Here is a 21984-nt window from a genome sequence, read left to right as displayed (position 1 = left end):
CGGAAGGCCTCGACGGACGAAAATCGCTTGCCATATTGTGCAATGCAATGTCCCTTTACCACCCGAGCGTCGGACCAACAAAGGAGCCGGCTCGGGATCCGCCATGAAGAAGATTGAAGCCGTCATCAAGCCGTTCAAGCTGGATGAAGTGAAGGACGCTCTCCAAGATATCGGAGTGCAGGGCATGACCGTGCTGGAGGCCAAGGGATATGGCCGCCAGAAGGGCCATTCAGAACTCTATCGCGGCGCCGAGTACGTCATCGACTTCCTGCCCAAGATCAAGATCGAGGTCGTGGTGGCGGATGACCTGGCCCCTGCCGTGGTCGAGACGATTCAGAACGCCGCCCGCACCGGCAAGATCGGTGACGGGAAGATCTTCATCACCAACCTCGACGACGTCATCCGCATCCGCACGGGCGAAACCGGCGCCCAAGCCATCTAGTCTGACGGCCGCCTCCTGAGGCGGCCGATTTCAATTCCCCAGCTACAGGACCTCCCCCCATGAGCGCCGCCCAAAAGATCCTGCAAGAAATCCAGGACAAAGACGTCCAGTACGTCGACCTCCGTTTCACCGACACGCGCGGCCGCGTCCACCACGTGACCTTCGACATCGGCATGGTGGACGAGGACTTCCTGGAAGAAGGCACCATGTTCGACGGCTCGTCGATCGCCGGCTGGAAGGCCATCAATGAGTCAGACATGCTGCTGAAGCCGGACCTGGCGAGCGCCTATGTCGATCCGTTCTACCAGCAGACGACCCTGTTCATGTTCTGCGACGTCCTGAACCCGGACACGGCCGAACCCTACAACCGCGACAGCCGCTCCATGGCCAAGAAGGCCCTGGCCTATGTTCAGTCGTCGGGCGTGGGCGACACCGTCTTCTTCGGCCCGGAAGCCGAGTTCTTCGTCTTCGACGACGTGCGCTGGAACACCGCGCCGCACGACACCCGCTACAGCTTCGACTCCAGCGAGCTGCCGGCCAACACGGGCGCCGAATACGCCGAGGGCAACCTGGGCCACCGTCCGTCGACCAAGGGCGGCTACTTCCCCGTCAACCCGGTCGATTCCGGCCAGGATCTGCGCGGCGAGATGCTGGCGGTCATGCGGGATCTCGGCCTTGATCCCGAGAAGCACCACCACGAGGTCGCCCCCGCGCAGCACGAACTGGGCCTGAAGTTCAGCGACCTGCTGACCATGGCCGACCGGATGCAGCTGTATAAGTACGTGATCCACAACGTGGCCCACGCCTATGGCAAGTCGGCGACCTTCATGGCCAAGCCGATGTTCGGCGACAACGGCTCGGGCATGCACGTCCACATGTCGATCTGGAAGGACGGAAAGCCCCAGTTCGCCGGCGACCAGTACGCGGGCCTGTCGCAGGAATGTCTGTGGTACATCGGCGGCGTCATCAAGCACGCCAAGGCCATCAACGCCTTCGCCAACTCGACCACCAACTCCTACAAACGGCTGGTGCCGGGCTATGAGGCGCCGGTGAAGCTGGCCTATTCGGCCAGCAACCGCTCGGCCTCGATCCGCATCCCGCACGTCACCTCGCCCAAGGCCAAGCGTCTGGAAGCCCGCTTCCCCGATCCGATGGGCAACCCCTATCTAACGTTCGTGGCCCTGCTGATGGCGGGCCTGGACGGCATCGAGAACCGTATCGATCCGGGCGCGGCCGCCGACAAGAACCTGTACGATCTGCCGCCGGAAGAGCGTCATTCGATCCCGGAAGTCGCCGGTTCGTTGAAGGAAGCCCTTGAGGCGCTGGACGCCGACCGCGCCTTCCTCAAGAAGGGCGGCGTCATGGATGACGACTTCATCGACGCCTACATCACGCTGAAGCAGGAAGAGGTCGCCCGGCTGCAACTGCACCCGCACCCGATCGAGTTCGACATGTATTACAGCTGCTGATCCTCGGATCGGCCTGGCACGGAAAGCCCCGGGCGGTTCGCCGTCCGGGGCTTTTTCATTTACGCCTGATCGTAACGAACGGACGCCGCCGCCAAGGCCTCGATGTCGTCAGCGCATAGAAGCGGACGCAAGGCCTCGAACTTCTTCTCAGGCCAATCATAGACGTCGAGCGCCAGCAGAGCCTCGATCACGGCGTCGGAGAACCGCTTGCGGATCGGAACCGCCGGATTGCCCGCCACGATGGCGTAGGGCGCCACATCTTTAGTGACGATGGCCCCGGAAGCGACCACGGCTCCCTCGCCGATCGTGACGCCCGGCATGATCATGGCGCGCATGCCGATCCAGGCCCCGTCCTTGATCACGGTGTCGCCCTTGCCCTGATAGGCGTCCTGGATGACCTCGTCGAAGGGATAGAGGCTGAACCAGTCCGTCCGATGGGTGTGGTTGCCCCCCAGCAGGATCACGGCCTCGGCGCCGATGCAGACGCAGTCGCCGATGTGCAACTGGTCGATCGGCCACTGCGGCTCCCATGCCTTCAGGCTGTAGGGATCGCCATAGAGGTAGCGGACCACGCTTTCCTCGAACGAGCCCGTCCAGGCGTTGCTGTAATAGCTGCGCCGGCCCTTGATGTGGATGTTCGGATTGGCGACCGTTTCGTGCAGCAGCTCAACCTTGGACCAATGCCGGTCCGGGGCGGTATGGGACATGAAGCGACCTCAAGATGCTTTTCAGCGCCCGGATCGCCTCACTGCCCCATTGATCAAGCCGCCAGCCCGTCGGCCGTATCGGCCTTCTTGCGGCGCAGTTCGATGATGCGGACGCACCAGATGGAGACTTCGTAGAGCAGGACCATCGGCACGGCCAGCATCAGCTGGCTGATCGGATCGGGCGGCGTCACCACGGCGGCGACCACGACAACGGCGACGATGGCGTAGCGGCGGCCCTTGGCCATCATCTGGCTGTTGATCAGGCCCGCCAGCCCCAGCAGGGTCATCACGACCGGCAATTGGAAGCACAGGCCGAAGGCCAGGATCAGGGCCGTCACCAGGTTCAGATAGTCCGACACCTTGGGCAACAGCTCGGCCGCCACGCCCTCGCCGATGATCTGCTGGCTCAGGGAGAACCACATCACAAACGGCAGCATGACGTAATAGACCAGCGCCGCGCCCAGCAGGAACAGCACCGGCGCCGCGATCAGGAACGGCAGGAAGGCGCCCTTCTCGTTGCGATACAGGCCCGGCGCGACGAAGCGGTACAGCTGCCAGGCCAGCACAGGGAAGGCCACGATGACGGCGCCCAAACCCGCCAGCTTCATCTTGGTGAACAGTATCTCCAGCGGCGCGGTGTAGATCAGCTTCACGCTGTTGTGGTCCACGTCCGGCACGGGGATCAGCCCGGCGGTGCCCAGGATCAAGCTGAACGGCGACACATGGCCGTGGGCCCCCACCGTCTGATGGAAGGCGGCCGAAACCACATAGGGCTTCACCAGGAACAGATAGAGGGTCTCTGAAAAGGCGAAACAGCCGATGAAGGCGATGATGAAGGCGACCACGCAGATCATCAGCCGCGACCGCAGCTCGATCAGGTGATCCATCAGGGGCGCGCGCGAAGCCTCGATCTCGGCTTCATCGTGATCAGCGCGACTCATAGATCAACCTTCTTGGTGCGCGCGACCTTGGGGCGAGCGGCGTCGGCTTTCGTCGCAGACTTTGCAGTAGGTTTTGCGGCCGGCTTGCGCGCCTTGGGCTTCAGCGCCCCATCGGCAGAAGAAGCGGCGCTCGCCCTTCTGGCTCGCGGCTTGGCGGCTGGTTTCGTCTCAGGTGCAGCCGCAGCGGCGACGGCCGGCGCCATATCCGGCCATTCGTCAACGCCCGTGGCCACAGTCGGAGCAATCGCTTCAGGCGCGGGCTCAACAGGCGCCGTGGAGGCCGGCGCTTCAATCGGCGCCTCCAGCTCCTTGCGGATGTCCTTGAAGGCCTCATCCGCATCGGCGCCCAGGGCGTACATCCCCTGCCCCGACCGCAACGCCTCGACCTCCTTGCGAAGATCGTCCAGCTCGGACTGGCGCGCCATCTCGTCGAAGCTGGCGCGGAACTCATTGGCCATGCCGCGCGCCTTGCCGACGAACTGGCCGACCTTGCGCATGAGCATAGGCAAGTCCTTGGGCCCTACGACAAGCAGGGCCACCAGACCGATGACAAGGATTTCGAACCCGCCGATTCCGGGGCCAAGACCACCCATGATTCAGCGTCTTCCGGCGAGGATCAGCGGTTCAGTTCTTCTTTTTCAGCGTCCGTGCGCGGCAAGGCGCCCGGAGCTTCCTTGTCCTTGGCGCCCGTGTCGTCCTTCAGGCCGTCCTTGAAGGCGCGAATGCCCTTGGCGGCGTCGCCCATTATCCCGGACAGCTTGCCGCGGCCGCCGAACAGGACCAGCACGACGACGACGACGATGGCCCAATGCCAGATGCTCATGGAGCCCATGGCGATACCTCCTCAAGGGGACTCACCTAGACGCGGCCCCACCGACTGATTGTTGTGCGTCATATAGGCTGAGTGATGGCGACGCGCCAAGGGACGCTGTACGCATCGCGGCCATGAGTCTCAACGATCACGTCATCATCCACACCGACGGCGCCTGCAAGGGCAATCCCGGCCCCGGCGGCTGGGGGGCGATCCTGCAAACCGGCGGAGGTCACGAGAAGGAACTCTGGGGCGGCGAGCCCCTGACGACCAACAATCGCATGGAAATGATGGCGGCGATCATGGCCCTGGAGGCGCTGAAACGCCCTTGCCGCGTCGATCTGCACACCGACAGCAAATACGTCATGCAGGGCGTGACGGAATGGATGCGCGGCTGGAAGGCGCGCGGCTGGAAGACGGCCGACAAGAAGCCCGTCAAGAACGAAGACCTGTGGCGGCGGCTGGACGAGGCCCGCAACCGCCACGAGGTCAAATGGCACTGGGTGAAAGGCCACGCCGGCCACGCCCTGAACGAGCGGGCCGACGGCCTGGCCAATCGCGGCGTGACGGAAATGCGCGGACGCTAGAGCGCCCGCACCTTCAGCAAGGGCCCCGACACCGATTCGATGACGACGCTCTCGCCCGCCAGTGGCGACGCGCCCTCGATTTCGGCGGGCCATTCCGATCCCGACACGAAAACCCGGCCGCGCCCGCCGACAAAGGCTTCGACCACACGCGCCCGCTCGCCGACCAGACGAATGTCGCGATCATTGATGTCGGGCTGATCCTCAGGGTTCACCCGCTTGATCAGACGACGCGACAGAATGGTCGAGGCCACCGTCAGCGCCGCGAAGACGCCGATCTCGACCGGCAGGCCCAGTTGCGGCGCCAGGGCGGACAGCAGGGCCGTCAGCCCCGCCGACACCGCCGGCCACAGCAGCCATTCGGTCGAGGCCGCCGCCTCTATCCCCAGCAGGATCACGCCAACCGCCAGCCAAAGCCAGAACGGCTGGGCGGCGTAGAGGGAGACGAACCAGTCCATGGCTTACTCCGTCGTCGGCACAGAGCCGCCTGAACGGCGCGGCGCGGCGCGCGGCGCGGCCTGACGCGCGTCCGTGCGGCCCTGCTGCTGTTCCTTGGCCAGGCCGACCAGTTCGCCGACCCCGGCGATGGTGCCGACCAGGGCGCCCATTTCCGACGGCACGATGACCGTCTTCTGCTGCGGGCTGCGGGCCAGCTCGGCGAAGGCCTCCACATACTTCTGGGCCACGAAGTAGTTGATGGCGTTGACGTCGCCGCGAGCGATGGCCTCCGACACCATGGCGGTGGCCTTGGCCTCGGCCTCGGCTTCACGTTCGCGCGCCTCGGCGTCGCGGAAGGCGGCTTCCTTGCGGCCTTCAGCTTCCAGAATCGCCGCCTGCTTGGCGCCCTCGGCGCGGGCGATGGCCGCCTGCTTCTCGCCGTCCGCCTCGGTGATGACAGCGCGGCGCTCGCGCTCGGCCTTCATCTGACGGGCCATGGCGTTGGTGATGTCCACCGGCGGCGTCAGATCCTTGATTTCAATGCGATTGGCCTTGATGCCCCACGGCTCAGTCGCGGCGTCGATGACGTGCAGCAGGCGCGTGTTGATGCTGTCGCGCTGGCTCAGCACCTCGTCCAGCTCCATTGAGCCGACCACGGTGCGCAGATTGGTCATGCACAGTTGGGCGATGGCGTAGGTCAGGTCATCGACGCGATAGGCCGCCTTGGCCGCGTCCATCACCTGAATAAAGACGATGCCGTCGACCTTCACCATGGCGTTGTCGCGGGTGATGACCTCCTGGGTCGGCACGTCCAACACCTGCTCCATCATGTTCATGCGGCGACCGATGCGCTCGACGAACGGGGTCAGGATATGGATGCCCGGAGTCAGGGTCTTGGTGTACTTGCCGAACCGTTCCACCGTGAATTCACGGCCTTGCGGCACGATCTTGATCACGCTGAACAGGAAGATGATCGCAAAGACTGCGAACATCACAAAGAAAATCAGCGAAAAATTCATAAGGCCCTCCGGTTGGAGAAGGAGCTTAGCCGCCCAGGGTGCGTCACGCCACAGAATCCGGTTCCGTCAGCATGACATCCGCGTCAGCCATTCGCCGCGCCATACGAATGATGCGTCTCGTCTCTTCCCAATCGACCATGGCCAGAGCCGTCTCGAACGGGAAAAAGCCTGCATCGGCGGCGTCATCGCCCGCCACGACCGCGCCCGACGTCCAGACCGCCGCATAGTCGATCAGGACATAGTGCCGCCCCGCCTCGGGAAAAAGCCCGTCCACCACGTCGATCAAGCCGATCAACTCGGCATCGACGCCCGTCTCCTCGCGCAGTTCGCGCAGGGCGGCGTCGGCCAGGCGTTCGCCCGGTTCCAGGCGCCCGCCGGGCAGGCTCCACTCGCCCACACGCGGCGGCGTGCCGCGCCGGATCAGCAGCACTTCGTCGCCTTTCAGGCACACTACGCCCACGGCCGGCGTCGGAATCATGTTTTGCCCTTGAATGGACCGCCAGAAGGCAAGGTTTTGCGCTTCCACCACGGCACGCCTTTTGCCACAAGGCCGATATGACCCTCCCGACGCCAGAATCCCTCGCTGAACTCAAGGCCGCCCTGCCCGGCGCCTGGACGCAAGACGCCGCCGAGATGGCGCCCTGGCTGACTGAATGGCGCGGCCGCTGGACGGGGCAGACGCCGCTGCTGCTGCAACCACGCACTACCGAGGAAGTCGCTCACGCCGTCGAAATCTGCGCCCGACACGGCGTGGCCGTGGTGACGCAGGGCGGCGGCACCGGACTGGTCGGCGGCCAGATTCCCCATGGCGAGGTTCTGCTGTCCACGCGCAAGCTGCGAACCGTACGCGACGTGACGCCGCTGGACGACGCCATGACGGTCGAGGCGGGCGTGACGCTGCTGGAGGCGCAGGAACTGGCGAAGGAGAAGAACCGCTTCTTCCCCCTCAGCCTTGCGGCCGAGGGCTCAGCCACCATCGGCGGCGTGATTTCGACCAACGCCGGGGGCACCGCCGTCCTGCGCTACGGCATGATGCGCGATCTGGTGCTGGGTATCGAGGCGGTCATGCCCGACGGTCAGGTGTTCAACGGTCTGAAGCGTCTGCGCAAGGACAACACCGGCTATGACCTCAAGCAAATGTTCATCGGCGCCGAGGGCACCCTGGGCGTCATCACCGCCGCGACGCTGAAGCTATTCCCCATCATGCGCAGCCGCGCCACCGCCATCGTCGGCCTGGAGAGCCACCACGACGCCGTCGTGCTGCTGGCCCGCGCCAAGGCCGAGACCGGCGGCGGGGTCGAGGCCTTCGAGCTGATGAAGCGATTGGGCATGAGCCTGGTGCTGAAGAACATTCCCGACACGCGCGAACCGCTGGAATCCACACCGTCCTGGTATGTGCTGATCGAACTGGCCTCAGGCGAGCCGGACGGCGCCGAGGCGGCGATGGAACGCCTGCTGACCGCCGCCTTCGAGGAAGGCCTGATCGTCGACGCCGCCATCGCCCAGAACGACGCCCAGAAGGCTGAATTCTGGCGTCTGCGCGAGGAACATTCGGCTGCGCTCAAGCCGGAAGGCGGCGGCTGGAAGCACGACGTTTCGGTTCCCGTCTCGCGAATCGCGGATTTCATCGACGAGGCGACGGCGGCGGTTGAAAAATTCCATCCCGGCTGCCGGGTGTCGGTCTTCGGCCACGTCGGCGACGGCAATCTTCACTATGATGTGATCCCCGGCGTGGGCGAAGACGTGCCCGCCTTCATCGCGCGCTGGATGGAGGGGTCCGAAGTCGTTCACGACGTCGTGGCCCGTTACGACGGCTCCATTTCGGCTGAACACGGTCTGGGACGGCTGAAAACAGACGAAGCGCGGCGCTATAAAACCCCCTTGGAAATCGCGACCATGCAGGCGATCCGTAAGGCCATCGACCCGCAGAGGATCATGAATCCGGCGGTCCTCTTCTGATGACTTGCGACCGTATGTGACGTTTCAGGCGGTTCAAAACGTCATCGAAGCGGCCTATGAGGCCCGCTCTTGAGACGCATAGGGAGTCGATCGTCTTGCTGATCGTCCTGTCCCCGGCCAAAAAGCTGGACTTCAACCCGCCCGCCACCGACGCCCCCGTTACGCCACGGCGATGCGCCGATGAAACCGCCGAATTGGCCAAGGTGACGCGAGGGCTGAGCCGTGCGGACTTGCGCCGCCTGATGTCGATCTCCGACGCCCTGGCTGAGCTGAACTATCAACGCTTCCAGGCCTTCGACAACGAAACGTCGGAGGGCGCGCTGCAGGCTGTCTTCGCCTTCGCCGGCGACGTCTATGAAGGGCTGTCGGCCCGCACCCTGTCGGCCGACGACCTGACGTGGGCTCAGGACCACCTGCGTATTCTCTCGGGCTTCTACGGCCTGCTGCGGCCGCTGGATGCGATTCAGCCCTATCGGCTGGAGATGGGCATCCGGTTGAAGACCAAGCGCGGCGCCACCCTCTATGATTTCTGGGGCGAACGCATCTCGCTGCGCCTGAACGAAGACGCCGAAAAGCTGCCCGAACAAACCTTGGTGAACCTGGCCAGCCACGAATATTTCGGCGCGGTCGACGCCAGGGCGCTGAAGCTGCCGGTCGTGACCCCGCACTTCAAGGAGAAGAAGGACGGCGAGGCCCGCATCATCTCCTTCTACGCCAAGAAGGCCCGCGGCGGCATGGCCCGCTACGCCATCGAGAACCGGCTCGAAAAGGTCGAAGACCTGAAGGCCTTCGATCGCGACGGCTACCGCTTCGACAAGAGCCTATCGACGGACACGGACTGGATATTCATCAGGGAAGGAAAATCCTGATCGCCAGATTGAACGACTGCGGTTAGGTTGCATTGCAGCATCATCAGCCACGGGTTCTTTCTGTCATGTTCGCGATGAACGATCTCAAGGGCCGCGTCGCGGTCGTCACCGGCTCGACCTCGGGCATCGGACTGGCGTTTGCGCGGGCGGTCGCCCTGTGCGGCGGCGATGTGATGCTGAACGGCCTGGGCGACGCGGACGCCATCGAGAAGACGCGCGCCGATCTGGCCGCTGAAACCGGCGTGCGCGTCCTCTATCACCCGGCCGACATGACCCAGCCGGATCAGATCGAGGACATGATCGCCACGGCGCAGCGCGAACTGGGCCGCCTGGACATCCTGGTCAACAACGCCGGCATCCAGCACGTCGAAGCGGTCGAGAGCTTCCCCGCCGACGCCTGGGAAAAGATCATCTCCATCAACCTGTCCTCGACCTTCTACGCCACCAAGGCGGCGATCCCGATCATGAAGGCGCAGGGCCGCGGCCGGATCATCAACATCGCCTCGGCCCACGGCCTGGTCGCCAGCCCGTTCAAGTCGGCCTATGTCGCGGCCAAGCACGGCGTGATCGGCTTCACCAAGACGGTCGCGCTAGAGCTGGCCCAGGACAACATCACCTGCAACGCCATCTGCCCCGGCTTCGTCGAGACGCCGATCGTCGCCAAGCAGATTCAGGATCAGGCCCGCACCCGCAACATGAGCGAAGAAGACGTGATGAAGAACGTCATTCTCGGTTCGCAGCCGACCAAGCGCTTCGTCACGACTGACGAACTGGCGGGGATTTTCCTCTATCTGGCGTCGGACCTCGGCGCCTCGGCCAACGGCGCCCACTTCTCCGTCGACGGCGGCTGGACGGCTCAATAGGTTTCACCTTGGCCGCAGGGGCCGAAAGACGGAGAGTTTGATGGCGGCAAAGCGCAAACCCGTCTGTCTGGCCCTGCAGGGCGGCGGCGCACACGGCGCCTTTCAATGGGGCGTGCTTGATCGGCTGCTGGAAGCCGATGTGCTGGACGTGCGCGCGGTCACCGCCGCCTCGGCCGGGGCGATGAACGCGGCCGCCCTGATCACCGGGCTGGAGCGCGGGGGCGCCGAGGGCGGACGCGAGGCGCTGGACACCCTGTGGCGCGAGGTGAACCAGTCCGGCGGGCGCAACGTCTTCGGCGACAGTTCGGTCTGGTCCAAGGCCCTCACGCCAGACTGGCTGAAGGGCACGCCGATGTGGCAGGCGGGGCAGACGCTGGCCCTGTCGATGAGCCCCTACTCCTTCAACCCGTTCAACCTGAACCCGTTGCGCCGGGTGCTGGAGACAGCGGTGGATTTCGAGGCCCTGCGCGCCTCCTCCATCCGCATGTTCGTCTCGACGACGGCGGTGCGCGCGGGCCGTTCGCGCATCTTCAAGTCCGCGGAAATGGCGCCCGAGGTTCTGTTGGCTTCGGCCTGCCTGCCCCAGCTGTTTCAGGCGGTCGAGATCGAGGGCGAGCCCTATTGGGACGGCGGCTACCTGGCCAATCCGGCGCTGTGGCCGCTGTTCTATACGGACACGCCGGACGATATCCTGCTGCTGCCGCTCAACCCGTTCCGGCGTGACGAAGCGCCGCGCGAGGCTGGCGACATCAACGACCGCTTGAACGAGATCGTCTTCAACGCGCCTCTGGTCGCCGAGCTACGGGCCGTCGCCTTCGTTCAGGATCTGATCGCCGAGGGCAAGCTGAAGCCCGGCGAAGACCGTCGGCGCGGCATCCGCATCCACGTCATCGAGGCCGACGAATGGCTGGGCGAGGAGTCCCTGCACTCCAAGTTCGACACCGAGTGGACCTATCTGAACAAGCTGAAGCAGCACGGCCGGACAGCGGCCGAGGCATGGCTTGAAGGCTGCCTGCCCAAGGTCGGCAAGGCCTCAAGCGTGGATATTAAGGCCCGCTTCCTCTAGCCCACGAACCCCGCCGCGCGACGCAGGCGGTCGTTGATGGCTTCGCCCAGCCCTCTGGCCGGAACCGGGGAAACCGCGATCCCTGCGGGTTTGGTGCGGTCCGCTTCACGCAACAAACGAAACAGATTGGCCGCCGCCTCACGCAGGTCGCCGCTCGGGCTGAGGCTCCAACGCGGATCGCCGACGCCCGCGCCGAAGCCCAGCAGGATTTCACCGTCCTTCGCCTCGTCCGCCTCAATCCGCACCGGCGCATCGGGCGCATAGTGCAGGGCCAGACGGCCGGGCGAGCGATGCCCCTGCCCGCCTTCGGCCAACGGCCCGGCCACAGCCTGAATCTCTTCGCGGGTGACGGAGCCGGGACGCAACAGGGCGATCTGACCGTCCAGCACCGAGACGACAGTGCTTTCCACCCCTACGGCGCAGGGGCCGCCATCGACCGCCGCGCCCACGGCATGACCAGTCTCTTCCATAGCGTCGGCGAAGGTCGTCGGACTGGGCCGCCCCGAACGGTTGGCCGACGGCGCGACGACCGGCCCGCCGAACGCGCCGATGACCGCCCTCGCGCGCGGATGGCCCGGCACGCGCACGGCCACGCTGTCCAGCCCCGCCCGCGCCAGATCACACACCCGCTCGCGATCCCGAACCGGCGTCACGATGGTCAGCGGTCCCGGCCAGAAGGCCTCGGCCAGCGCGCGCGCCCTGGCGTCGAACACGGCGATCGCCTCGGCGTCCACGGCGTTGGCGACATGGGCGATCAAAGGATTGAAGCGCGGCCGTCCCTTGGCCTCGAAGATTCGCGCCACGGCCTGCGGGTTGGAGGCATCGGCCGCCAGTCCATAGACCGTCTCGGTCGGCAGGATGACCAGGCGCCCCGTTTTCAGCGCCTCGGCGGCGATTTCGGGGCTGTCGCCCCTGGCGGGTCGGTCGGCGGGCACGGTCGGCCTTTCCTTACGCGGCGTCAGCCGTTCAAACAGAAGGTCACAGTGCGCGGAATCTCGACCAAAGTCCAAGCAGGCTTGCGCCCGGCGACGCGGCGGCCGACAGAAGCGCAACGTCTTTCTGAGGATAACCGATGAGCTACCGCGCCCCCGTCCGTGACATCGCCTTCGCCCTCGACGCCGTGGCCGGGATCGGCCAGGTGGCGGCGACCGGCGCCTTTCCCGATTATGACGCCGACGTCGCCTCGGCCGTGCTGGACGCCGCCGGTCAATTTTCCGAAGAAGTTCTGGCTCCACTGAACCGCCCCGGCGATCTGGCGGGCGCCAAATACGCCAACGGCGCCGTGACGGCCGCCCCGGGCTTCGCCGACGCCTATCAGCAATTCGCGGCGGGCGGCTGGACCAGCCTGACCGCCTCGGTCGAGGCCGGCGGACAGGCCCTGCCCAAGGCGCTGGAGCTGGCGGCCTATGAGACCGTCCACGCCGCCAACATGGCCTTCGGTCTGTGCCCCATGCTGTCGCTGGCCTCGATCGAGGCGCTGGAGCAGGTCGGCAGCGAACACCAGAAGGCCACCTATCTGCCCAAGCTGGTGTCGGGCGAATGGACCGGCGCCATGGTGCTGACCGAACCGCACGCCGGGTCTGACCTCGGCGCCCTGACGGCGACGGCGGTTCCCAACGGCGACGGAACCTACGCCCTGACCGGCCAGAAGATCTTCATCACCTGGGGCGATCACGACGCCACGGACAACATCGTCCATCTGGTGCTGGCCCGCCTGCCCGACGCGCCTGCGGGGCCCAAGGGCATCAGCCTGTTCCTGACGCCCAAGTTCGCGGTCAACGCCGACGGCTCATTGGGCGAGCGCAACGCCTTCCGCCCGGTCGGCGTCGAGCACAAGCTGGGCATCCACGCCTCGCCCACCTGCGTCATGAGCTATGAGGGCGCCCGCGCCGAACTGGTCGGTCAGCCGAACCAGGGCCTGGCCCATATGTTCGTCATGATGAACGCCGCCCGCCTGGCCGTCGGCGTCGAAGGCGTCGGGGTCGCCGAGCGCGCCTATCAGCACGCCCTGGCCTATGCGCTGGAACGCCGTCAGGGCCGCAGCGTCTGGACCGGCGAGAAGGACGCCCCGATCTTCGACCACCCTGACGTGCGCCGCATGCTGTCGGTGATGAAGGCCAAGGTCGCCGCCGCCCGCGCCATCTGCCTGTCGACCGGCGTCGCAGCCGACCTGGCTCGCCACGCCGCCACGGAGGAAGAGCGCAGGGGCTGGAAGGGTCGCGAAGACCTGTTCACCCCGATCGCCAAGGCCTGGTCCACCGACGTTGGCTGCGAGGTCGCTTCGCTGGGCGTTCAGGTCCACGGCGGCATGGGATTCATCGAGGAGACCGGCGCCGCCCAATACTATCGCGACGCCCGCATCACCCCGATCTATGAAGGCACCAACGGCATTCAGGCGATGGATCTGGTGGGCCGCAAGCTGTCGATGGACGGCGGCGAGTCGGCCAAGGCCCTGATCGCCGAGATGAAGACGACGCTGGCCCAGATCGATCGTCTCTATACCGGCAAGCCGGTCGAGCGTTTCGCCACCGCCATCGAGGCGGTCGAGGACGCCACCCTGTGGCTGCTGGACGCCAAGTCGGATGCCGCTCGCGCGGCCGACGTGCTGTCGGGCGCCGACGCCTATCTGAAGCTGATGGGCGACGTGGTCGGCGGCTGGATGCTGGCCAAGGGCGCCCTGGCGGCGAAGGCGAAACTGGACGCCAATGACGGCGACGCCGTGTGGCTGCAGGGCAAGCTGGATCTCTATGAAGTCTACGCCGCCAATGTCCTGGGCCACGTCTCCAGCCGCCTGGCCGCCGTCGGCCAGGGCGGCGACCTGCTGCAACGGATGAGCGTCGAAGCCCTGGCGGGCTGATCGTCGTTCTATGGCTTGAGCGTAAAGCGCCTCCCGTGCCACCTAGGCGCGGGAGGCGTTTCGTATGAATCGAGCGATTGGCGCTGCCGGTTTTATCTTGGCTGCTTTTTTCAGCGGAGCCTCTTTCGCGACAACGCAAGAGCCGGTCGCCTGGATCACGCGCCCTGTCCCGACACCTGAGGATTTCCCACCCTTCGCCGCCGCCCTGAACATCGGCGGCTGGGTCGAGGTGAACTGCCTGGTGACATCAGAAGGGCTGCCGAACGCCTGCACCGCCATGCGCGCGCGTCCGGACGGGCTGGGCTTCGCCGAAGCGGCGGTCCGCATCATCGAGCGCGCAAGGCTAACGCCCGCCGCGCCCGACGCCTCGCCCGAGAAACGCGAGTTCACGGTGCGCGTGCCCTTCACCGTTCCGCCACTCAACACCGAGGCGCCGACGCCCTGGTCCGGTCCGACGCCCAACGCCGCGCAAATGGAGGGCGGCCGCCGTTTCGCCCGACGCAGCGTCGAGCCTGTCGTTCGCCTGAGACGTCATTGGCGGCTGGACCAGATGCCGCTCGAGATGCGCCGGACGACCGAAGGCTGGATCGTCGAACTGTTCGGAAACCTGGAGACAGAGCGCCAAAGACAAAGCCTGGTGATGGCGCGCGTCCTGGCCCTTCGCGAGTTAGACGCTTTGCCGTCCAAGCAACCGGATGACTGGAGCGAAGCCTGGGCTCCCCAGTTGCGAGAGGCCGGACGCGATATTTATCCTCGCGAGCCGATGATCGAACTACGTCGCCGCTACTGCGCCCGTTATGACTGCGGGCCGACGGCTGGCGTCACCCCCTGAGAACCCACGGAAAATCTGAACATGATGACGCTTCTAGCGAGCCTGGCCCTACTGGCGGAGCCTGTTCTGTGGGAGACGCGCCCTGTCGTCGAACGCCATGATTATCCGGCCCTGGCTAAGGACTTGCGGGTCAACGGAACCGTCACCCTCGAATGCGTCAATAACGAAGACGGCGCCTTGACCCGATGCGCCGCCATGTCCGCCAGACCCGCCGACATGGGTTTCCAGGAGGCCGCCCTGGCGATCGTGTTCCGCGGGCGCGTAGCCCAGCCCGCCGGCGTTCCTTTCATGATCGAACTGCCCTTCGACATCCTGACGGAAGGCGACGAACCGCTGCGTCAACCCTGGGAGGGCCCCGAACCAGGCCCAGAACATATCCGGGCCGCCCAAGCTTTTACCGACAGCTTCTATGGCGGCAGCCGCTCTGCGGCCGAACGCTCGATCCGCGACTGGAAAGTCAACGAAATGCCGCCCGAAAAGGCGGCGCTTCTCCGCGCCTGGATGGCCGAGCTATACCCCGACCTTGAAGCCGAAAAGGCTTGGCACGCTGCAGGGGTCGCTCGCGTCCTGGCTCGACACGGCCTGGACTATCTGCCGACCAAGAAGCTGATCGGATGGGATGTCTGGTACGCTCAAGTCACACAGGCTAGCCCGGAAGACCCGGCCCTGATCAGGAACGAGATGCGCCGCCGCTACTGCGCAGCGTTCGACTGCGTTTCCGGCGCGGCGGCGGACTGATCCAGCAGGGCGATGGCCTCGCGCACATATTGGGCGTGGGCGACGACGCCCAGGTCCATGCCTTCGCCGCCGCCCTGCACTTCCTGAACCAGCACTCCCGCTATGAAGGGATGCTCCGGCACGGGCGCCCCCGGCACGCGGCGCGCAGCGGGCGTCCAGAAGACCGGGCCGCCGGAATTGCCCTGAGCGACCACGAAATCGAGCAGGAAGATCGGGAAATGCCGGATCGGCGTCAGCGGCCATGAGCTGATCCGACCCAGGCGCAGGATCGGAAAGCCCGCCCGATTGGCCGACAGCCCATGCGGATAGCCCAGCGCCAGCAGTTCGTCCCCCGGCCCCATGCGCCAGCGATCGAAGGCCTCAGCGTCAGCCAACCATCCCGCAGGGATGGCCGCCTGGGCGAAGGCGGGCGGCGCCGTAATCTCCATCACCGCCACGTCACGTTCCGGGTGCGCGGTCCACAACGGCGCGCCGTCTGCGTCGCGGATCGCCAGGGTTCCCGGCGTGAACTTCCAGGCGCCGTCCGCCTCCGCCGTGCGCCAGCCGATCCGCGCCTCATTGCCGGGCATGACGTCCAGCACGTGCCGCGCCGTCACCAGCACCACGCGCGGCGCGCCGTCAGGTCGAGGCGCGGCGATCAGAAAGCCGGTGCCGACCTTCCTCTGGCCGCTGCTGATGGCCTGATCCAGTTGCACGGTGGCGTTGATCACCCCGACCGTCAGATCCCATTCGGGCGGCGGAGCGGCGACGACGGCGGGTTGTTCGGGCGGAAGATCCTGAATGATCATGACGCCATTTGACGCCGAGCGTCGCCGGGCACAAGGTCCGGCTCAAATCATATTCCAGGGGGAAGCCCACGCCATGAACCGCCGTGAACTGATCGCCTCGACCGCCGCCGTCGGCTTGGTCGCCGCCTCCCCCGCCCTTGCCCGCCAGAGTACCGGAGCCTCGATGTCCAAGCCCACGCCGCCCGTCGCCAAGAAAGTCCCCGTCCGCATCGAACAGCTGGGCCGCGTCCGCGTCGACGACTATCAGTGGATGAAGGACGACAACTGGCAGGCCGTGCTGCGCGATCCCTCGCTGATCAAGGCCGACGTCAAGGAACATCTGACCGCCGAGAACGCCTATCGCGAGGCCATGATGGCCTCGACCCTGCCACTGCAGGCCCAAATGTTCGAGGAGATGAAGGGCCGTATCAAGGAAGACGACAGCTCCGTCCCCGCCGCCGACGGGCCGTGGGAATACTATGTCCGCTACAACACCGGCGACCAGCACCCGCTCTATTGCCGTCGCCCGCGCGGCAAGACCGATGGCGAGACCATCCTGCTGGACTGCAACAAGCTGGCCGAGGGCAAGGCCTATTCGGAAGTCTCTGCGACCGAACACAGCCCCGACCACGCACTGTTCGGCTATGCCGAGGACGCTCAAGGGTCCGAAGTCTACAAGATCTATGTGAAGGATCTGGCCACCGGCGAGGTGCTGCCCAACCCGATCGAATCGGCCAGCGCGAACTTCACCTTCTCGCCTGACAGCCAGTGGATCTTCTGGACCAACCGCGACAACAACGGCCGCCCGGACAAGATCTTCCGCCGCCCGGCGCGCGGCGGCGAAACCGCCCTGGTCAATGAAGAAACCGACGAGAGCATGTTCCAGGGCGTCGGCCGCACCGCCGACGACGCCTTCATCGTCATCTCCATCGGCAACCAGGAAACCTCGGAAAGCCGCATCATCCCGGCCTCCAACCCTACGGCCGCGCCCGTGGTGGCCGAGCCGCGCCATGTCGGCCGCCTGTATGACCTGGACCACTGGGGCGACCGCTGGGTGATCCGCACCAACGCCGACGACGCCATTGACTTCAAGGTCGTCGAAGCGCCCACCGCGACCCCCGCCAAGGCGAACTGGAAAGACCTGATCGCCCACACGCCTGGTCGCTTCATCGAGGGCGTGGCCCTGGTGAAGGACTATCTGGGCCGTCAGGAACGCGCCGACGCCAATACGAAGATCGTTATCCGCGACCGCGCCGGCGCCGAGCACGAGATCGCCGTGGACGAGCCCGCCTACGCCCTGTCGCTGAGCGGGGCGTCGGAGTTCGACACCACGGTCATGCGCTACGGCTACAACTCGCCGTCCACGCCGACTTCGACCTATGACTACGATCTGAAGACGCGCGAGCGCACCTTGCGCAAGGTTCAGGAAATCCCCTCGGGCCACAATCCGGCGGACTATGTGGTCGAGCGGCTGAACGCCCCGGCCGCTGACGGCGAACTGGTGCCGGTGACGGTGCTGCGCCGCAAAGACACGCCGGTCGACGGCTCGGCGCCGCTGCTGCTCTACGGCTACGGCTCCTACGGCATTCCGATGGCGGCCAGTTTCGCGACGAACCGACTGTCGCTAGTCGATCGCGGCTTCATCTACGCCATCGCCCACATCCGCGGCGGTTCGGACAAGGGCTGGAACTGGTTCCTGACCGCCCGGCGCTTCACCAAGAAGAACACCTTCACCGACTTCATCGCCGCCGCCGACCACCTGATCGCGCAGAATTACACCAAGGCTGGAAACATCGTGGCCGAGGGTCGCTCGGCGGGCGGCCTGCTGATGGGCGCTGTCACCAATATGCGGCCGGATTTGTGGGCCGGCGTGATCGGCGGCGTGCCCTTCGTCGACGTCATCAACACCATGAGCGACACCAGCCTGCCCCTCACGCCGCCGGAATGGCCCGAATGGGGCAATCCGCTCGAGGATGCAGCCGCCTACGACTACATGCTGAGCTACAGCCCCTACGACCAGATCGAATCCAAGCCCTATCCGGCCCTGCTGGCGACCGGCGGTCTTTCCGATCCGCGCGTCACCTATTGGGAGCCGGAGAAGTGGGTGGCCAAGCTGCGACCGGCTTCGACCTCCGGCAAGCCGGTGCTGCTCAAGATCAATATGGAGGCGGGTCACTTCGCCTCGTCGGGCCGCTTCGACTATCTGAAGGACATCGCCCACGACTACGCCTTCGCCGTCTGGGCGGTCGAGAAGGGTTGGGAGAAGGCGTGATCATCAGGCCGTTCGCGGAAGCCGACCTGGCGGCCGTGACGGCCATCTACGCCGACAGCGTGCTGCACGGCACGGGGACATTCGAACTGGACGTCCCCTCAGCCGACGAGATACGCGCTCGGCTGGCCGCGCCCGCTGCGCTTGGCCTGCCTGTCCTGGTCGCCGAGATCGATGGAGCGGTCGCGGGCTACGCCTATGCCGCCCCCTATCGCCTGCGCGCCGCCTATCGCTTCATGGTCGAGGATTCGATCTACGTCGCAGAGACGTTTCGCGGACGGGGCGTCGGCAAGGCGCTTCTGGACGCCCTGCTCAGCGCCTGCCAGGCTCTGGGAATGCGTCAGATGGTGGCGGTGATCGGCGACAGCGCCAACACCGGCTCCATCGCCCTGCATGAAGCGGCGGGCTTCGCCCATGTCGGCGCCTTCCGCGACGCCGGATGGAAGTTCGACGGCTGGCGCGATGTCGTCTTCATGCAAAAGGCGCTCGGTCTCGGCGGATCGGCGCCCCCCGACGCCGACGGCATGGATTGCGGCCGCTAGAGTCTGAATTCGCAGATTTTTTAGCGAAAGCGCCACAATGCGCTTGACCCGAAGCGCGACGAACCGTATTCGCCCCTCCTCTCCTCCTCGCGGGGAGAGAAACGCGGGTGTAGCTCAGTTGGTTAGAGTGCCGGCCTGTCACGCCGGAGGTCGCGGGTTCGAGCCCCGTCACTCGCGCCACTCCTTCTCAGAAATGAGGGAGTGGCGCGCCGCATCCCCTAAAAATCCATGCGCCATTTTCAGGTGAGGATCAGCAGATTCTCGCTCTATTTGCATGCCTGCCGAAACCGCACAGCGCTCGAGTGGTGTCGAAGGCGCCGCACACCTCGGTGCCGATTCAGCACCAATGCCTTAACAAAAAAGGCGGCGAGCCATGAGACCCGCCGCCCTCAATGTTACGCTGAACGTCCCTTAGAAACGGGCGCGAGCACCGACGTAGAAGTAACGGCCGATAACGTCGTAGGTCGACGGATCGGTCTGATACTGGAAGCCGCTCGCATAACGCGGCGGATCCTTGTCGAACAGGTTATCGATACCGCCGAATAACTCCAGCGTATCGTTCACCGCCCACGACGCGTTCAAGTAGAAGTAGCTGTAGGCATCGATCTCGCCGATGTCGCCGTTCGCCACATCCGCTGCATCATCAACGACGCTGCTGATGTAAGTCCAGCGCAGCGAGGCCGAGAAGTCTTCATACGCCCACGAGAAGCGCGTGTTGAACTTCCATTCCGGCAGGGTGGTTTCACCCGGCGTACCATCGCCGATTCCGCCGACGAAGCTGTCGCTCATCGGGCTAGCGGCGTCGGACTGGAACTGCTGGTTCTCGTACCAGGTGCCCTGGGTCGAGAAGCCAAGGCGGCCCAGCCAGGACGGCGCGCCATAGTCAGCCGGCGTGATGTTGTAGTTGATCGCCAAGTCAACGCCCGAGGCCTTAAAGGTGGCCAGGTTGGCGTTGGTGGCGGTGATGAAACCGTTCAGGCCCGTGCTCGTCAGATAGCCCGTATCAGCATCACGATTCAGGTTCTGGCAATAAACGTTCGAGTTGCTGAACGTCGGGTTGAAGTCGGCATTGAAGCAGCGCGACAGCGAGGTCGAGAAACCGATCGAGCTGATGACGTCGTCGATCTGGATATCAAAGTAGTCGATCGTCGCCGTCAGGGTAGAAGCCCAGCTCGGAACCGAAGACGGTGCACGGAAGACGACACCGATCGTGGTGGAATCCGCCGTTTCAGGGTTCAGGTTCTGGTTGCCGCCCGAGAAGGTACGATACTGAGTACCAACTGAGTCCCAGGTCGCCGTGATCTGCGAGGACTGAGTCTGGCAGAGCGCCAGGACCTGAGATGCATTGGCTCCCGTACGAGCAGCGCTGTCCTTGTCGCAGGGATCGAGGTTGCCAGTGGTGACGCCTGGATAACCTTCAGCCCGCGTGCTGAACAGTTCGCCGACCGACGGAGCACGCACAGCACGCTGTTGCAAGGCGCGGAAGCGCATCCAGTCGACAGGAGCCCACTCACCACCGTACTTCCAGGTCTCAGTCGTCTGCCCGATCGAGTAGTCCGACCAGCGGTAACCGCCTTCCAGACCCAGGTAATGGGCGAAGGGCTGTTCCGCCAGGATCGGCACACGCAACTCACCGAAGACTTCCCAGACGTCATAGCCGCCCTGAACAGGACCAGCCGAGTTGCCGCCCAGCAGAGTGCCAGTTTGCACGCCTTCCGGCGGCAGGTCGTCATAGGCGATGTCACGATACTCGCCGCCGAACGCGAAGCTCACAGGCCCGGCAGGCAGTGTGAACAGATCGCCGGTGACGGAGGCCACGACGTTCTTCTGTTCGATTTCCGTCACACCCACCTGACCCTTGGCGGCAATATAGTCAGCCTGATCGGGCGTGATGTTGTTGGCGCCGAACGGGTTCAGCGGCACGCAGGTCGTAGGCGTACCCAGACGACCAACCGGTCCCGTCGGCGAGCCAGCCGGGCAACCCGCCAGTGCAGCACGAATACGGTTCGCCTCAGGGAAGCCAACGAATTCCTGCGTATTCCGATACTTGCCGTACGATGCATAAACATCATAGGCCCACTCCTTACCGTAGATCGGCGGGAGATTACCGCGGAAGCCGCCTGTCGCCTGATAGGCGGTGGTGTCGTAGTTGTAGGTACGCGGCCCCAGTTCGTTCGTACGACGCGCCAGTGCAAACGTCGTCACCCCTGCACTGGTCAGAAGCGCCCTGACTTCAGGACTCAAAGTCGTGGTCGTGGCGACCGGGATCGAGAAACCTGCAGGCGATTCAGCCAGTTGGTTGCTGCTGTTGTAGGTGCTGAACAGCGCATCGCCGTAGAACTGAATACGATCCGTCAGATCGTACTTCATCTGCGTGTAGAAGTTCGCACGCTCATACGGCGACTGCAGCAGGTTCACCGGGTTGAAATCGTAGAGGAACATTTCATCCGGGTTCCAACCGCCGGTATTCGGTCCGGTGTAGCCGAACGTCCCGTCTCCGGTGCCCGCGATGAACAGCGAACCATCAGGGTTAAAGCCCAGACGCTGCCCCTGACGTGCCCCTGAGTTTTCATCCAGCGGCGACCAGAGTCCTTGGGTTAGTTACGCCTCGCAGCGTGGGGTGAGCAACAGGCCGGGCCGCGCAGCTTTCATCCTGCGCAGCGGGTCGGCCTGTTGCGGTCAGACTGGCGGCAAAAGCCTCCGGGGTGAGGTAGCCGATCGACGAGTGCGGCCTGCGGGTGTTGTAGTCCAGCGCCCAGGCGGCGACCTTCTGGCGGGCGTGATCCAGGCTGAAGAACAGGCTCTCGTTGA

23 protein-coding genes and 1 tRNA gene are annotated in these 21984 nt (G+C 65.1%); 13 read left to right on the top strand and 11 right to left on the bottom strand.

Features of this window, described 5'->3' with window-relative positions; genetic code table 11:
* Positions 1–103: 103 nt before the first annotated feature.
* Complete coding sequence (locus EGK63_RS10090) at positions 104–442, top strand: P-II family nitrogen regulator (RefSeq protein ID WP_125901264.1); 339 nt, start codon at positions 104–106, stop codon at positions 440–442.
* Positions 443–501: 59 nt separating this feature from the next.
* The gene (glnA, locus tag EGK63_RS10085) at positions 502–1911 is read left to right on the top strand and encodes a type I glutamate--ammonia ligase (RefSeq protein WP_125901262.1); all 1410 of its coding nucleotides are present in this window, start codon (positions 502–504) and stop codon (positions 1909–1911) included.
* A 59-nt stretch (positions 1912–1970) separates the two neighbouring features.
* On the opposite strand, the gene EGK63_RS10080 is transcribed toward glnA, so the two are convergent.
* The 4 genes from EGK63_RS10080 to EGK63_RS10065 are packed head-to-tail and all read right to left on the bottom strand — an operon-like array spanning position 1971 to position 4391.
* Positions 1971–2618, bottom strand: coding sequence for a CatB-related O-acetyltransferase (locus tag EGK63_RS10080; RefSeq protein ID WP_125901260.1), 648 nt, complete (start codon positions 2616–2618; stop codon positions 1971–1973).
* A gap of 53 nt (positions 2619–2671) precedes the next feature.
* Positions 2672–3559 (bottom strand): twin-arginine translocase subunit TatC, encoded by an 888-nt coding sequence (gene tatC, locus EGK63_RS10075; protein ID WP_125901258.1) that lies wholly within the window; start codon positions 3557–3559, stop codon positions 2672–2674.
* Complete coding sequence (gene tatB, locus EGK63_RS10070) at positions 3556–4152, bottom strand: Sec-independent protein translocase protein TatB (protein WP_125901256.1); 597 nt, start codon at positions 4150–4152, stop codon at positions 3556–3558. Before tatB ends, tatC begins: the two co-directional genes overlap by 4 nt.
* A 23-nt stretch (positions 4153–4175) precedes the next feature.
* Positions 4176–4391 (bottom strand): twin-arginine translocase TatA/TatE family subunit, encoded by a 216-nt coding sequence (locus tag EGK63_RS10065; protein WP_003164813.1) that lies wholly within the window; start codon positions 4389–4391, stop codon positions 4176–4178.
* A 113-nt stretch (positions 4392–4504) separates the two neighbouring features.
* Between EGK63_RS10065 and rnhA the strand changes: the two genes are divergently transcribed.
* Positions 4505–4957, top strand: coding sequence for a ribonuclease HI (gene rnhA / locus EGK63_RS10060; RefSeq protein WP_125901254.1), 453 nt, complete (start codon positions 4505–4507; stop codon positions 4955–4957).
* Here rnhA and EGK63_RS10055 read toward each other — a convergent pair.
* From EGK63_RS10055 to EGK63_RS10045, 3 genes are all read right to left on the bottom strand, one after another.
* Entirely contained in the window at positions 4954–5412 is a 459-nt protein-coding gene (locus tag EGK63_RS10055) for an NfeD family protein (protein WP_125901252.1), read from the bottom strand. The genes rnhA and EGK63_RS10055 overlap by 4 nt on opposite strands.
* A 3-nt stretch (positions 5413–5415) precedes the next feature.
* Entirely contained in the window at positions 5416–6384 is a 969-nt protein-coding gene (locus EGK63_RS10050) for an SPFH domain-containing protein (RefSeq protein WP_371412959.1), read from the bottom strand.
* 70 nt (positions 6385–6454) lie between these two features.
* Positions 6455–6889, bottom strand: coding sequence for an NUDIX hydrolase (locus EGK63_RS10045; protein WP_125901248.1), 435 nt, complete (start codon positions 6887–6889; stop codon positions 6455–6457).
* 77 nt (positions 6890–6966) lie between these two features.
* Between EGK63_RS10045 and EGK63_RS10040 the strand changes: the two genes are divergently transcribed.
* The 4 genes from EGK63_RS10040 to EGK63_RS10025 all read left to right on the top strand — a co-directional run bounded on the left by EGK63_RS10040 (position 6967) and on the right by EGK63_RS10025 (position 11168).
* Positions 6967–8370 carry an FAD-binding oxidoreductase gene (locus EGK63_RS10040; protein ID WP_125901246.1) on the top strand — a complete coding sequence of 468 codons (1404 nt, stop codon included), beginning with the start codon at positions 6967–6969 and terminating at the stop codon, positions 8368–8370.
* 95 nt (positions 8371–8465) lie between these two features.
* On the top strand, positions 8466–9239 hold the full coding sequence (gene yaaA / locus EGK63_RS10035; protein ID WP_125901439.1) for a peroxide stress protein YaaA: 774 nt from the start codon (positions 8466–8468) through the stop codon (positions 9237–9239).
* 65 nt (positions 9240–9304) lie between these two features.
* Positions 9305–10102 (top strand): 3-hydroxybutyrate dehydrogenase, encoded by a 798-nt coding sequence (locus EGK63_RS10030; protein ID WP_125901244.1) that lies wholly within the window; start codon positions 9305–9307, stop codon positions 10100–10102.
* A 40-nt stretch (positions 10103–10142) separates the two neighbouring features.
* Positions 10143–11168, top strand: a complete 1026-nt coding sequence (locus EGK63_RS10025; protein ID WP_125901243.1) for a patatin-like phospholipase family protein — start codon at positions 10143–10145, stop codon at positions 11166–11168.
* Here the strand turns inward: EGK63_RS10025 and EGK63_RS10020 are convergent.
* On the bottom strand, positions 11165–12103 hold the full coding sequence (locus EGK63_RS10020) for an L-threonylcarbamoyladenylate synthase (protein ID WP_125901241.1): 939 nt from the start codon (positions 12101–12103) through the stop codon (positions 11165–11167). The two genes, EGK63_RS10025 and EGK63_RS10020, sit on opposite strands and share 4 nt — an antisense overlap.
* 137 nt (positions 12104–12240) lie before the next feature.
* On the opposite strand from EGK63_RS10020, the gene EGK63_RS10015 reads away from it, so the two are divergent.
* From EGK63_RS10015 to EGK63_RS10005, 3 genes are all read left to right on the top strand, one after another.
* Entirely contained in the window at positions 12241–14025 is a 1785-nt protein-coding gene (locus tag EGK63_RS10015; protein WP_125901239.1) for an acyl-CoA dehydrogenase, read from the top strand.
* A 64-nt stretch (positions 14026–14089) separates the two neighbouring features.
* Positions 14090–14857, top strand: coding sequence for an energy transducer TonB (locus EGK63_RS10010; protein WP_125901237.1), 768 nt, complete (start codon positions 14090–14092; stop codon positions 14855–14857).
* A 21-nt stretch (positions 14858–14878) separates the two neighbouring features.
* Positions 14879–15595 carry an energy transducer TonB gene (locus EGK63_RS10005; protein WP_125901236.1) on the top strand — a complete coding sequence of 239 codons (717 nt, stop codon included), beginning with the start codon at positions 14879–14881 and terminating at the stop codon, positions 15593–15595.
* Here EGK63_RS10005 and EGK63_RS10000 read toward each other — a convergent pair.
* Complete coding sequence (locus EGK63_RS10000) at positions 15550–16383, bottom strand: serine protease (RefSeq protein ID WP_125901234.1); 834 nt, start codon at positions 16381–16383, stop codon at positions 15550–15552. The genes EGK63_RS10005 and EGK63_RS10000 overlap by 46 nt on opposite strands.
* Positions 16384–16456: 73 nt before the next feature.
* Between EGK63_RS10000 and EGK63_RS09995 the strand changes: the two genes are divergently transcribed.
* The 3 genes from EGK63_RS09995 (at position 16457) to EGK63_RS09985 (ending at position 19353) form a co-directional block, all read left to right on the top strand.
* Complete coding sequence (locus EGK63_RS09995) at positions 16457–18634, top strand: S9 family peptidase (RefSeq protein WP_125901232.1); 2178 nt, start codon at positions 16457–16459, stop codon at positions 18632–18634.
* Positions 18631–19173, top strand: a complete 543-nt coding sequence (locus tag EGK63_RS09990) for a GNAT family N-acetyltransferase (RefSeq protein WP_125901230.1) — start codon at positions 18631–18633, stop codon at positions 19171–19173. Before EGK63_RS09995 ends, EGK63_RS09990 begins: the two co-directional genes overlap by 4 nt.
* Positions 19174–19276: 103 nt before the next feature.
* Positions 19277–19353, top strand: a tRNA-Asp gene (locus EGK63_RS09985).
* 231 nt (positions 19354–19584) lie between these two features.
* Here EGK63_RS09985 and EGK63_RS09980 read toward each other — a convergent pair.
* Positions 19585–21615 (bottom strand): TonB-dependent receptor domain-containing protein, encoded by a 2031-nt coding sequence (locus EGK63_RS09980; RefSeq protein ID WP_243637640.1) that lies wholly within the window; start codon positions 21613–21615, stop codon positions 19585–19587.
* Positions 21616–21742: 127 nt separating this feature from the next.
* Positions 21743–21984: integrase core domain-containing protein (locus EGK63_RS09970; protein ID WP_133411904.1), on the bottom strand; the 242-nt coding region annotated here is incomplete at its 5' end.

The organism is Brevundimonas sp. 357 (assembly GCF_003938605.1).
Taxonomy (GTDB): domain Bacteria; phylum Pseudomonadota; class Alphaproteobacteria; order Caulobacterales; family Caulobacteraceae; genus Brevundimonas.
Note: the sequence above shows the minus strand (reverse complement) of the source record. Positions and strands in the feature narration are given on the sequence as shown.